Annotated in this window: 10 protein-coding genes; 3 read left to right on the top strand and 7 right to left on the bottom strand. The window is 70.2% G+C overall.

From position 1 onward, the window contains the following. Positions 1-36: 36 nt before the first annotated feature. The gene (locus FHU38_RS05835; protein ID WP_167175601.1) at positions 37-1,023 is read left to right on the top strand and encodes a LacI family DNA-binding transcriptional regulator; all 987 of its coding nucleotides are present in this window, start codon (positions 37-39) and stop codon (positions 1,021-1,023) included. A gap of 11 nt (positions 1,024-1,034) precedes the next feature. Beyond that, positions 1,035-3,344 (top strand): beta-xylosidase/alpha-l-arabinosidase, encoded by a 2,310-nt coding sequence (locus tag FHU38_RS05830; RefSeq protein ID WP_167167318.1) that lies wholly within the window; start codon positions 1,035-1,037, stop codon positions 3,342-3,344. A gap of 9 nt (positions 3,345-3,353) precedes the next feature. Here the strand turns inward: FHU38_RS05830 and FHU38_RS05825 are convergent, their stop codons facing one another. The 6 genes from FHU38_RS05825 to FHU38_RS05800 form a co-directional block, all read right to left on the bottom strand. Then, entirely contained in the window at positions 3,354-4,133 is a 780-nt protein-coding gene (locus FHU38_RS05825; RefSeq protein WP_167175598.1) for a crotonase/enoyl-CoA hydratase family protein, read from the bottom strand. A 43-nt stretch (positions 4,134-4,176) separates the two neighbouring features. Next, entirely contained in the window at positions 4,177-5,316 is a 1,140-nt protein-coding gene (locus tag FHU38_RS05820) for an MFS transporter (RefSeq protein WP_167167315.1), read from the bottom strand. Between the two features lie 74 nt (positions 5,317-5,390). Beyond that, a complete protein-coding gene (locus FHU38_RS05815) occupies positions 5,391-6,596 on the bottom strand; it encodes an MFS transporter (protein WP_167167312.1) in 1,206 nt (401 codons plus the stop codon). Next, entirely contained in the window at positions 6,597-7,031 is a 435-nt protein-coding gene (locus FHU38_RS05810; RefSeq protein ID WP_167167308.1) for a CoA-binding protein, read from the bottom strand. 66 nt (positions 7,032-7,097) lie between these two features. Next, positions 7,098-8,729, bottom strand: coding sequence for a thiamine pyrophosphate-binding protein (locus FHU38_RS05805; protein ID WP_167167305.1), 1,632 nt, complete (start codon positions 8,727-8,729; stop codon positions 7,098-7,100). A 22-nt stretch (positions 8,730-8,751) separates the two neighbouring features. Next, entirely contained in the window at positions 8,752-9,753 is a 1,002-nt protein-coding gene (locus tag FHU38_RS05800) for a glutathione S-transferase family protein (protein WP_167167302.1), read from the bottom strand. 79 nt (positions 9,754-9,832) lie between these two features. Between FHU38_RS05800 and FHU38_RS05795 the strand changes: the two genes are divergently transcribed. Then, on the top strand, positions 9,833-11,203 hold the full coding sequence (locus tag FHU38_RS05795; RefSeq protein ID WP_167167300.1) for a WS/DGAT/MGAT family O-acyltransferase: 1,371 nt from the start codon (positions 9,833-9,835) through the stop codon (positions 11,201-11,203). Here the strand turns inward: FHU38_RS05795 and FHU38_RS05790 are convergent, their stop codons facing one another. Continuing rightward, on the bottom strand, positions 11,204-12,613 hold the full coding sequence (locus FHU38_RS05790) for an amidase (RefSeq protein ID WP_167167298.1): 1,410 nt from the start codon (positions 12,611-12,613) through the stop codon (positions 11,204-11,206). Positions 12,614-12,663: the final 50 nt, after the last annotated feature.

The raw sequence follows: 12,663 nt of genomic DNA, 5'->3' as shown, positions 1-12,663 counted from the left end.
GTGCGAGCTGGTGCCGGGCAGCGGACAACCCTGGCCATGGTGGCCGAAGCCGCGGGCGTGTCGCTGCCGACGGCGTCGAAGGTGCTGAACGGCAGGGGAGACGTCGCCGCGGCCACCCGCAGCAGGGTGGAGAAGGCGGTGAGGGAATTGGGCTATGTGCCCGCGTCCGGTCGCCGCAACGCGAACCAGAACCGGATCGTGGACCTGGTCTTCGACGATCTGGTCAGCCCCTACTCGCTCGAGGTGTTGCGCGGGGTCACGCAGGCGGGCGCGGAGGCGGGGGTCGACGTGGTCGTCGGCAGAGCGCCCACAGGCAAGGCGGCCGAAGCGGCGAGTTGGGCAGGCAAACTGAGGACAGGCGGGCGTGAGGGCCTGATCGTGGTGACCTCCGAGCTGAGCCTGGAACAGGTCGAGGCCTTCGCCAAGGCGGGCATCGCGCTTGTGGTGATCGACCCACTGAACCTGCCGCGGGTAGAGGTGACCAGTGTCGGAGCCACCAACTGGTCAGGGGGGTTGGCCGCTACCGAACACCTGCTCTCGCTCGGGCACCGGCGCATCGCGTTCGCGGGTGGACCGCGGCAGGCGTCCTGCGCACGCGCGAGGCTGCACGGCTACCGCGCCGCGCTGGAGAAGGCCGGGGTCGCCGCGGACGACTCGCTCGTGCTGCACGGCGCGTTCGGTTACCCGGACGGCCTCGAGATGGGCGGGCGGCTGCTGGATCTGTCACGACGACCAACCGCCGTGTTCGCGGCCAGCGACGCGACGGCGGTGGGAGTCATGGAGGCCGCCAGACGGCGTGGCCTGCGGGTGCCGCAAGACCTCAGCGTCGTCGGCTTCGACGACACCATCCTGGCCACGCTCGCCACACCCGCGCTGACAGTCGTCCGGCAGCCGCTGCCGGACATGGGCCGGGTCGCGCTGCGCACGCTGTTGCGCCTGATCGACGGCGAAAGTCTGGACTCTCACCACGTCGAACTCGCCACGAAACTCGTCGTGCGCGACTCGACGGCAGCCATCTCATGACAGGGAGAACGATGACGGAACCGACGTGGCGCGACCCTTCCTTGCCCGCGTGGCGGCGCGCGGAAGCCTTGCTGGCCGAGCTGACGCTGGAGGAGAAGCTGGCCCAGCTTGGCAGCGTGTGGCCGGGCAACGACGAGATCAGCGGCAACGTCGCACCCATGCAGGAAGTGTTCGCGCGCGGTGGATCGAACGGCGAGCACGGCCTCGGTCACCTCACCCGCGTGTTCGGCACCGCGCCGGTCAGCGCGGCACAGGGGGTGAACCGGATCGCCGCCCTGCAGCGCGAGGTCGTCGACAACACGCGGCTGGGCATCCCCGCGATCGTGCACGAGGAATGCCTCACCGGGTTCACCACCTACGGCGCCACCGTGTACCCGTCCCCGCTGGCCTGCGCCGCGACGTTCGCCCCCGGCCTTGTCGAGCGGATGGCGGCAGCCATCGCCGAGGACATGCGATCAGTGGGAGTGCACCAAGGTCTTTCGCCGGTACTCGACGTCGTGCGCGATCCGAGGTGGGGACGCGTCGAGGAGACCATGGGCGAGGACCCGTACCTGGTGGCCACCATGGGCACCGCGTATGTGCGTGGGTTGGAGGACGGCGGGATCATCGCGACCCTGAAACACTTCGTCGGCTACTCCGCCTCCCGCGCCGCCCGCAACCACGCCCCGGTGTCGATCGGTCCGCGTGAGCTTCGCGACGTGCTGCTGCCTCCCTTCGAACTGGCGATCCGCGACGGCGGCGCACGCTCGGTGATGAACGCATACGTCGACCTCGACGGTGTGCCCGTCGCCGCCAGCGGCGAGTTGCTGACGACGGTGCTGCGGCAAGAGTGGGGCTTCGACGGCGTCGTGGTGTCCGACTACTGGGCGATCCCGTTTCTGCGGACCATGCACGGTGTCGCGGACACCTCCGCGGGCGCGGGCGCGCTCGCGCTGGCTGCGGGCATCGACGTGGAGCTGCCGCACACCCTGTGCTACGGCAAGGAACTGCTCGAACTGGTGCGTTCCGGGGAACTCGCCGAGGACGTCGTCGACCGTTCGGTGTCGCGCCTGCTACGGCAGAAGGCACAGCTCGGCCTGCTCGACCCCGACTGGGCCCCGCAACCGGACCCGGGCGCTCGCGTGGACCTGGACTCTCCGCGTAACCGGGAACTGGCGAGGCAGCTCGCCGAACGCTGCGTGGTGCTACTCGCCAACGACGGCACGCTGCCGCTGGCGGCCGAGTCCGGGCGCGTCGCCGTGGTGGGACCCTGCGCCGATGACCCGCAGGCGTTCCTGGGCTGCTACTCCTACCCCAACCACGTGCTGCCGAGGTATCCGGAACTGGACCTCGGTGTCGAAGTGCCCTCACTGGTCGCGGCGCTGCGGGCGGAGCTACCTGACGCCGACGTCACCGCGAGCCTGGGTTGCCCGGTCAGCGAAGCCGACACCTCCGGTATCGCCGATGCCGTCGCGGTGACGAAGCAGGCCGACATCTGTGTGGCCGTGGTGGGCGACAGGGCGGGCATGTTCGGCGGCGGCACCTCGGGGGAGGGCTGCGACGCAGCCGACCTGAGTCTTCCCGGTGTGCAGGACCGGTTGCTCGACGAGTTGCTGGCAACCGGAACACCGGTTGTCGTGGTCGTGGTCTCGGGGCGGCCGTACGCGCTGGGCAGGTACACCGACCGCGCGGCCGCGCTGGTGCAGGCGTTCCTGCCGGGCGAGGAGGGTGGCCCCGCCGTGGCGGGTGTGCTCAGCGGCCGGATCAACCCGAGCGGCAGGCTTCCGGTGCAGCTTCCCCGCGACCCTGGTGGCCAGCCCGCCACCTACCTGCACCCGCCGCTCGGCGGCAACAGTCAGGGCATCAGCAACCTCGACCCCACCCCGCTGTTCCCCTTCGGGCACGGGCTGTCGTTCACCGAGTTCCGCTACGAGCGGCTGCGGCTGAGCGCGGAACGCGTGCCCACCGACGGCGAGGTGTTGATCTCGGTGGAGGTCCGCAACGCCGGTGAGCGAGCGGGCGAGGAAGTGGTGCAGCTGTACCTGCGGGACGTGCTGGCACAGGTGACCAGGCCGGTGCGACAACTGGCGGGGTACGCGCGGCTGCGCCTGCCCGCGGGCGGGCTGGCCAGGGTGACCTTCCGGCTGCACGCCGACCGAACCAGCTTCACCGGGGCCGACCTTCGCAGGATTGTCGAACCGGGCACGGTGGAGGTCTTCGTGGGTGCCTCCGTGGCGGACCTGCCGTGCTCGGGCCGGTTCGAGTTGACCGGTCCACTGCGTCAGGTCGGGCCCGACCGGGTGCTGACAACCCCAGCCGAGGTGACGGTGCTTTCCGGCTGAAGCCGGTGCTCAGCCGAGGTCGGAGAACGAGCCGCCCCTTCCCGCGCCGGATGCGAACCGGCGAGCTCCAGCCTCGGCGTCGGCGGCGAGCGAGGTCATCCCGTGCCGCCACTCCACCGCCATCGCCTGCTGCTGCGGCAGGCCCTCCTGCTCGAGGAGGGAAAGCCGATCGTTTCGCAGGCAGGTCTGCGGGAAGCGGGCCAGCTCGGCGGCAAGCTCCTCGGCCCGCGCCCGCTCCTCGCCGTCCGGCACGACCCGGTTGACCAGCCCGATGCGCAACGCCTCATCGGCGTCCACGGCACGGCCGGTGAGCACCAGATCCATCGCCCTGCTCGCGCCGATCAACCTCGGCAGCCGCACCGTCCCGCCGTCGATGAGCGGCACACCCCAGCGCCTGCAAAACACCCCGAAGACCGCGTCCTCCGAGGCCACCCGCAGGTCGCACCACAACGCGAGCTCCAACCCGCCCGCGACGGCGTGACCACGTACCGCCGCGATCACCGGCTTGCTCAGCCGCATCCTTGTCGGCCCCATCGGACCCGCACCGTCCGGCTCCACCCGGTTTCCACTAGGTGTGCCGATGGCCTTGAGATCGGCCCCAGCGCAGAAGGTGCCTCCTTCGCCCCACAGCACGGCCACCGACAACGAGTCGTCGGCTTCGAAAGCGGCGAACGCGTCGGCGAGCGCGGCGCCGGTCGGTCCGTCCACGGCGTTGCGCGCCCCCGGCCGCGACAGGATCACCGTCGCCACCTGTCCCTGCCGTTCCACCCGTACCGGATCATCGGACATCGCTGCTGCCTCCTCCCGGAACGGCGCCGACCGGAGCATGATCTCACGTTGGCGCCCGGCCGCGGACTCTCGAGCCCACCGTCCGCAATCCGTACGGCAGCGCGGCCGCCACCAGCAGCGCCAGTACGGCCACGGCTGGCAGGCCTGCCAGCGCCCACGCGCCGAACAGCAGCAGCGAGGCGAGGTCGGTGCCGAGCCCGGCGACGGAGGTCACGGTGGCTCGCGACGTGCTCTCGATTCGCTCCTGCAGCCGGGCACTGCCAACCACCAGCACGGCACGGTAGACGGCGTAGCAGGCCGCCACCGCGACCAGGCCCCCTGGCCGCGCCAGCACCGATGCCACCAGCAGTGGCGGTACGGACGCCGCGAGCAGCAGCGCCAGCCTGCTTGCCCGCAGCCGGTACAGCCCCAGCCTTCCTGCCAGCGCCGAACCCGCCGCGCCAGCCAGCGGGATGGCCACCACCGCAAGCGGAATCCACGTCACCGGCACCTGCCACTGCCCGGCCAGCAGCGGAAAGTACTCCTCCACCCCGTCGAGCGAGGCCAGCAACGCGACCGCGAGCACGGCGCCACGCACCAGCGGACGGCGTAACGCCTCCCGCATGCCCGTGCGCAGGGTGGACAGGTACCGGGTCCGCTGCTCGGCAGCAGGCTCGGCAACAGGCTCGGCAACGGCCCTGGGCGGCTCCGGCAGCCGAGAGGCGACGAACGCGGCGGCGAGGCACATACCGACACTGGCCCAGCCGACCAGCGCGAAACCGCCGACCGGGTAGAGCAACGTAGCGGCCACGGCGGCGGGCAACTGCGCGACCAACCCCAGGGCGTGGACGTCGCCGTAGACGCGGGCGAAGTGCTCACCCGCCCCCTCGGCGGTCAACCCGTCGTACAGCAGCGCCTCGAGCGCCCCTGAGACGAGAGTGCCGCCAAGTCCCCACAACACGAAACCGGCGGCGAATGCCAGGAACCCGGGGTAGGCGGTCCACAGCGCGTAGCAGGCGGCCTGCGCCACGGACCCAGCCACGAGCGCGGTCCTGCGGGAGAACCGGTCGGCCAGCGCCCCCGTCGGCACCTCCCCCAGCACGCCCACAACGGACCAGAGGGCGAACAGCGCCGAGATCTGCGCCTCGGTGAGCCCGGTTTCGGCGAAGAGCAGCGTGTACAGCGGTACGGCGTCGGCCAGCACCGCCCACAGCCGGATCAGCCGGGTGAGCGGCCGGGCGGTCTCAGGTACCGGACGTCAAAGAAACGGCATGTGCCCTACCGTACCCTCTGGGAGAACCGCCTCGCCACGATCGCGACGACCGCAAAGGTGATCACCATGAGCCCGTACCAGGTGGCCGTCGCCGGAAGGCCGACGTGGGTGGCCGCGAGCCCGGCCGCGAGCGAGGGCAGGCTGAAGGACAGGTAGCAGGCCGTGTAGATGGTCGCCACGAGCGCGGCCCTGCCACCGGGCTCGGCCAGTCCGGTGGCGGTGCGGAACGCGCCGAGGAACGTGACACCGAAGCCGAACCCGCCAAGTACGGTGGCGGCGAAGAACAGCGGCGCGAAGGCCACCGCGAGCGCGATCAGCACCGCGGCCACACCGATCGCCAGCGCGCTCGCGCCCACGGTCATCGCGGCCTGCGGTGCCCAGTTCCTCGCCAGCACGGACGCCACCGCACCGGTGCCGGTGAGCAGGAACACGACGAGCCCGCCCGCCACCGGGTTGGCGATGCCGAGAATGTCGACCACGAGCGAGCGGCCGAGCGACAGGTAGAGGCCACCGAGCATCCACGGCACCACCAGCGAGGGCAGCGCCACAAGGAAAGCACGCAGTTTGCCGGGTGGAACCCCGAGCCGAGGGCGAAGCGAACGCAGCGCGCCGGGCTTTCGACGCACGGGTTCCGGGATGAACAGCAGCGCTATGACCGTGCCGATGAACGCCACCAGCAGCAGGATGTACACCAGCTTCGTCGGGGCGGGAGCGAACTGTACGAGCAACCCCACCCCAAGTGCGCCGACGGCAAGGCCCGCGGTGGGTGTCGCGCTGTTCACCAGCGCGCCCGTACCCGGTTTGCGCTCGAGGTCGATCAGTGCCGCGCTGATGGCTCCTGTCGCCGCACCGGTGGCGAGGCCCTGCAGAATCCGCGCCGCGTACAGCCAACCGACATCGCTGGCGAGCACGAACAGCAGCATGCTGCCCGCTTCGGCGACGATGGCGCTGACCAGCACTGGTTTGCGGCCGACGTAGTCCGACAGCGCACCGGCCGACACCAGCATGACCAGCAGGCCGAGCACGTACACGGCGAAAACCGCGGTCAGCGTCGCGGGCGTGAAGCCCCACATCCGCTGGTAAACGACGTATAGCGGCGAGGGCGCGCTCGCGGCGAACATGAGCAGGAACAGCGCTACCGCGACCAGCCAGAACGCGGCCGTGTGCACCCTTCCCGCCGCCTCGGGTCCGCCTTGCGTGGTGACCGCCATCTACCCGGCGTCCTTGCGGATGCCGTTGACGGCGCGCACCACGGCCATGCAGCGGTTTTCGACGTAGGCCAGCCCCGCCTCTCGCGCGATCTCACGGGCTCGGGAGGAGGTGATGCCCTGTTGCAGCCACAATGCCTTGGCCCCGATCCGCACCGCCTGCTCAGCGATCGCGGGCGCTTCCCTTCCCGGCCGGAACACCTCCACTACATCCACCGGCCCGTCGAGGTCGGTGAGGTCGCGATACACGCGCTCGCCCAGCAGGGTGTCGGCTACCGGGTTGACGGGGATGATCCGAAAACCCGCGGCCTGCATCGCGGCGGGTACCGAATGCGCGGCCTTGGCCGGGTCCCTGCTGCAACCGACCACCGCGATGGTGCTGAACTCGCGAAGTATCCGAACCGCCTCGACATCCAACTCGGCGTCCATGCTCTCCATGCGCGTATCCTCCGGGTCAGCGAGGGCGTTCTCCAAACTCGCCCACACCCTGCAACCGCGCGGAGCCTATTTTCGATACCAGCGGGGCGAGGTGTTCAGCGGTGGGCTCAGCTCCGCGCTGACAACCAGCACGTTCGGCTCGTCGGTCCTGCTGAACTCACGCAGCAGTCTGCGAAACGCCCTGCCGAAGCCGTCGACCCGGTCGGCGTAGACACCGAACGACTTCGCGAGGCCGACGAAGTCCGGTGTGGCCAGATCGACACCGCGGTGCGGAAGTCCCTCGCGGGTCTGGTCGTAACGCAGCATCCCGTAACCGCCGTCGTCGACGATCACCACCGTGATGGGCAGCTTCTCCTGGATCGCGGTGGCCAACTCGGCGCAGCCGAACAGGAACCCTCCGTCGCCGGTGACGCACACCGCCCTGCTCGCCCCGGCAGCCGCAACGCCGAGTGAGGCCGGGAAAGCGAAGCCCAACGTGCCCCAGCCCATGGGGTAGGCCAGCTGCCGGGGTCCAGCCACACGGTAGAAGCCGCCGATCCAGTACCCCGCCACGCACATGTCCGCCACGAGCACGGCGCCCTCCGGAAGGGTCTCCTTCAATGCCGCGAGGAACTCGGCGGCCTGCGGCTCCTCCTTACGCACCCGCCTGCGCACCCGCGACTCGATCTCGTCGAGGCGGCGGGTCAACTCGTTGATGCCACTTCTCGGTGCGAGGCCGACGAGTAACTGCTCCACCACGTCCCGCGCGTCGCCCTGCAGCAGCAAGTCGGGCGGGTAGTTCTTCTTCGCGTCGGCCGCGTCGACGTTGACGGCGATGAGCCTGCCCGGCCGGGGCATGTGCCAGTTCTGGGTCATCAGGCCGTCGAAGTCGGTTCCGACGGCCAGCACCACGTCGGCCTCGTCCCACAGCGCGCCGACCTCCGGGGTGTGCACCGGGTTGGGGGCGAGGCACGGGTGGTCCGGCGGCACCAGCCCGCGCGCGGCGAACGTGGTGACGATGGGCGCGGCGAGTCGTTCGGCGAGTTTCCCGATCACCTCGCCCGCGCCGGCACGCAGCGCACCCCCGCCTGCCCAGATCAGTGGGTGCGCCGCCGAGGACAGCACGTCGCGCGCGGCGTCGAGATCCTCGAAGGCGATCGCGGGCAGTCGCTCGGTCGGCTCGACGTCGTGCCGGCGCACCACCTGCTCGCGCAGGAAATCGGTGGGAATGCCGAGGTAGACGGGTCCGCTCTGCGGGCGCCGCGCCAGCCGTCCCGCCCTGCGCACCGCCGCCGCGATGGCGTCGGGGTGGTCGACGTTGATCGCGCCCTTGGTGATCGGGGCGAACAGTGCCCGCTGATCACTCGTCTCGTGCAGCACCCCCCGAACGGTTCCCTTCCTGCGCAGGGTCGAGGGGATGTCGGTCGCGATGACCAGCACGGCGGAGGCGGACGCGTAGGCCTCGCCGACCGCCGCGAGCGTGTTCGCGGCTCCGGGACCCGTTGTCACCAGCGCGACGCCGAGCTTGCCCGTGGTACGGGCGTAACCGTCGGCCGCATAGCCCGCCGCCTGCTCGTGGCGCACACCGATGAGCCGGATTCCGGTGCTTTCCAGCTCGTCCCAGATCGGCAGGTTGTGCACGCCGGGCAGGCCGAAGACTACTTCGACACCGAGTTCGGAAAGTGCGTCGACGAGGCTGCGGGCTCCGGTCTGTGGCACGAGGGCGAGAATACGAGGAGTGTCACCACTGCGGCGGCAGGGTCTCCTGCCGTGGTGGTGGCGGAGGCGGCGTACCGTCACCGAATGGCCTGCCACCAAGGGATTCCCGCCCGTGTGAGGTGAGCCAGCCGGAGAGGTCCGGACCTTTCGGCACGATCCGCGTCGGGTTGAGTTGCTCGTGCACCTGGTAGTAGTGCCGCTTGATGTGGTCGAAATCCACGGTGTCGCCGAAACCGGGGGTCTGGAACAGGTCACGCGCGTAGGCCCACAGCACCGGCGACTCGGTGAGCTTGTTCCTGTTGCACTTGAAATGCCCGTGGTAGACGGCGTCGAACCGGACCAGTGTGGTGAACAGCCTGATGTCCGCCTCGGTGATGGTGTCACCGACGAGGTACCGGCTGCCCGCGAGCCGCTCGGCGAGCCGGTCTAGGCGGGAGAACAGCCGCTGGTAGGCGTCGTCGTAGGCCGCCTGCCTGGTCGCGAATCCCGCTTCGTACACCGCCGCGTTGACGTCGGCGTACACCTCGTCGTTGACCCGGTCGATCTCCTCGCGCAGCGGCTCGGGGTACAAGTCGGGCGCGCCGTCGCGGTGGTACGCCGTCCACTCGGTGGACAGCTCGAGCGTGATCCGCGGATAGTCGTTGGTCACCAGCTTGCCGCTGGGGACGTCAACGATCGCGGGCACGCTGATGCCGCCGGTGTAGTCGGGATCGGTCTTGTGATACGCCTCGGCGAGGAACCGGATACCCAGCACCGGGTCGCGCCCCTCCGGGTCGAGGGTGAACCGCCAACTGCGCTCGTCCTGGATCGGGTCGGCCACCGCCACGGACAGCACGTCCTGCAGCCCCAGCAGCCTGCGCACCACGAGCGCACGGCTGGCCCAAGGGCAGGCTCGGCTGACGACGAGTCGGTACCTGCCGGGTTCGACGGGCCAACCGTCGCGACCGTCCGCGGTGATCCGGTCGGTGAACCTGTTGGGCGCCCGGTGGAACTCGCCGGTTTCCGGGTCCGTCGGGATGGTCATGACCCCGACCCTAGTACGTAGACTCGCGGGTCCGGGGTGTGCGAGCACCGGTAGGACCGAGGTGCGAGGTGAGGCGCTGATGCCGATGATGCCGGTGACCGACTCGATGTTCCTGCTCATCGAGACCCGCGAGCATCCGATGCACGTCGGCGGGCTGCAACTGTTCACCCCACCCGAGGACGCGGGCCCGGACTACCTCAGAACGTTGCGGGAGGACCTGCTGCGCAACACCGGTGTGCGTCCGTTGTTCCGGCAGCGCCCGGCCCGGCCGGTGAACACGATGGGCTACCTCGGCTGGGCCGAGGACGGCGCCCTCGACCTCGACTACCACTTCCGCCACTCCGCGCTGCCGCGACCGGGCCGGATCAGAGAACTGCTCGAACTGACCTCGCGCTGGCACAGCACACTGCTGGACCGGCACCGGCCGCTGTGGGAGGTGCACCTGGTCGAGGGCCTCAACGACGGCCGGTTCGCGATGTACAGCAAGGTTCACCATGCCCTGCTCGACGGTGTCTCGGCGTTGCGGCACCTGCAGAGCATCCTCAGCGACGAGGCGGCTGACCTCGACTGCCCTCCCCCGTGGGGTTCCCGCAGGCCGCAGGTCGAGGGGCGCCGCATGCCAACGCGCCCGTCTGCTCTGTTGAAGGGCACCACCGGTGTGGTGCGGCAACTGGCCGGACTGGCGCCGGCCGCGGTGAAGATCGCGTCGGAAGCGTTGCTCGAGCAGCGGCTCACCCTGCCGCTACAGGCACCGCGAACCATGCTGAACGTACCGATCGGGGGCGCCCGACGGTTCGCGGCTCAGTCGTGGCCGCTCGAGCGGGTCCGTGACATCGCCACCGCCTCCGGCGCCTCCAGAAACGACGTCATACTGGCCATGTGCGCGGGCGCGTTGCGCGACTACCTCATCGAGCAGCGCTCGCTTCCCGACTCGCCGCTGGTGGCGATGGTCCCCGTCTCACTGCGCAGCCGCGCCGACCACGGCGAGGCCCACGGCAACCAGATCGGTGCGCTGCTGTGCGACCTCGGTACGAACCTGTCCGACCCCGCCGAACGGCTCGCCGTGATCTCCCGCTCCATGTCGGACGGCAAGCGGTTGTTCCGGCAACTGTCGCCGCTGCAGATACTGCTGCTCTCGGCGATGAACGTGGCACCACTGGCGGCCTCGCCGGTGCCGGGATTCGTGAACAACACCCCTCCGCCGTTCAACATCGTGATCTCCAACGTACCGGGGCCGACGCGGCGGATGTACTGGAACGGCGCCGGTCTCGACGGGATCTACCCCGCCTCCGTCCTGCTGGACGGTCAGGCACTGAACATCACGCTCACCAACAACGGCGACAACCTGGACTTCGGCATCACCGGTTGCCGCCGCAGCGTCCCGCACCTGCAACGGCTGCTGATACACCTCGACACCGCGCTGGCCGAACTGGAGTCGGCGACGAGGTAGCTAGCGTGGCGTGCCCGCGGCCCTGTCGGTCTGCCACGGGCGGATCTCCTCCACCAGTTTCGCCACGGCCAGCACCAGGTCGTCGGAGTGGCGGGGGCCCACGATCTGCAGCCCGACCGGCAGGCCGTGGGAGGTGAACCCGGCCGGCACCGTGATCGCCGGCTGCCCCGTCATGTTGAACGGGTAGGAGAACCGTGTCCACTGTGGCCAGGAGTCGAGCCCGCTTCCCGGCGGCACGTCGTGGCCTACCTCGAACGGCGAGATCGGCATGGTTGGGGTGAGCAGCACGTCGTAGCGCGTGTGGAACTCGCCCATGTGGATGCCTAGCGCGGCGCGCGCCGCGCTGGCCTCAAGGTAGTCGGACGCCGAGTAGGTGTGTCCCTGCTCCCACACCTTCCGCAGCCCGGGGTCCACCTGGTCGGCGCAGTCGCCGGGGAAGGTGTCGAGCCACTTGGCCGCACCCGTGGACCACAGCACCTGGAACGGCTCGACCGGGTCGGAGAACCCGGGGTCGGCCTCCTCAACGGTGATGCCCGCCTCGCTGAGCGCCGCGACCACCGAAACCACGAGCTCGGCGATCTCCGGCTCCACGTCGACGTAGCCCAGCGCGGGCGAGAACGCCGCCCGCAACCCGCGCACGTCCCGGCGCACCGCCTCGCGGTAGGTGCCCAGCGGCGGCGGGAGCGCGCCTGGGTCCCTGTGGTCCGGGGTGGCCAGCACATCCAGCAGCAGTGCCACGTCGTCGACCGACCTTGCCATCGGCCCCGCGTGCGCGAGCGGGCCGAACGGGCTCGCCGGGTAGAGCGGGATGCGACCGCCGGTGGGCTTGAAGCCCACGATGCCGCAGAACGACGCCGGTATCCGCACCGATCCGCCGCCGTCCGTACCGACGGAGAGATCACCCATCCCAGTGGCGACCGCGACCGCGCTGCCGCCGCTGGAACCGCCCGGTGTGAGCGCGGGGTTCCAGGGGTTGCGGGTGACGCCGTCGAGTGGGCTGTCGGTGACACCCTTCCAGCCCAGCTCCGGCGTCGTGGTCTTGCCGAGCAGCACAAGACCGTTCTCGCGCATCCTCGCCGTGACGGGGCTGTCGACCTGCCACGGCTGGTCGCGTTCGATGCACAGCGACCCCCGCAGGGTCGGCCACCCCTGGGTGAGGAACATGTCCTTGATCGACGCGGGCACCCCGTCGAGCCAGCCGATCGGATTACCCTCCCGCCAGCGTTCCTCCGAGCCGCGCGCCTGATCCAGCGCGGCTTCCGGATCGACCAGCGTGAAGGCGTTGTAGTCCTTGTCTCGTTCCCGGATGGCTTCCAGCGCGCTGTGCGTGGCCTCGACCGGCGACAGCTCGCCCGACGAGTAGGCGGCGACGAGTTCGCTCGCTGTCAGCAGGGTTCCGGTGCTCGGCATTGTTCTCCTCGGTGCGTCGTTCTGCGAGCGCGCTGCGTGCGGTGTCGTGA

The organism is Saccharomonospora amisosensis (assembly GCF_011761185.1).
GTDB lineage: Bacteria > Actinomycetota > Actinomycetes > Mycobacteriales > Pseudonocardiaceae > Saccharomonospora_A > Saccharomonospora_A amisosensis.
The sequence above is the reverse complement of the archived record's forward strand: the minus strand, read 5'-3'. Positions and strand labels throughout refer to the sequence as shown.

Bases quoted from the DNA above. Each gene is read 5' to 3' on its own strand.
- FHU38_RS05835 (WP_167175601.1), top strand. From the start codon at position 37: ATGGTGGCCGAAGCCGCGGGCGTGTCGCTGCCGACGGCGTCGAAGGTG.
- FHU38_RS05830 (WP_167167318.1), top strand. From the start codon at position 1,035: ATGACGGAACCGACGTGGCGCGACCCTTCCTTGCCCGCGTGGCGGCGC.
- FHU38_RS05825 (WP_167175598.1), bottom strand. From the start codon at position 4,133: ATGTCCGATGATCCGGTACGGGTGGAACGGCAGGGACAGGTGGCGACG.
- FHU38_RS05815 (WP_167167312.1), bottom strand. From the start codon at position 6,596: ATGGCGGTCACCACGCAAGGCGGACCCGAGGCGGCGGGAAGGGTGCAC.
- FHU38_RS05810 (WP_167167308.1), bottom strand. From the start codon at position 7,031: ATGGAGAGCATGGACGCCGAGTTGGATGTCGAGGCGGTTCGGATACTT.
- FHU38_RS05800 (WP_167167302.1), bottom strand. From the start codon at position 9,753: ATGACCATCCCGACGGACCCGGAAACCGGCGAGTTCCACCGGGCGCCC.
- FHU38_RS05795 (WP_167167300.1), top strand. From the start codon at position 9,833: ATGCCGATGATGCCGGTGACCGACTCGATGTTCCTGCTCATCGAGACC.
- FHU38_RS05790 (WP_167167298.1), bottom strand. From the start codon at position 12,613: ATGCCGAGCACCGGAACCCTGCTGACAGCGAGCGAACTCGTCGCCGCC.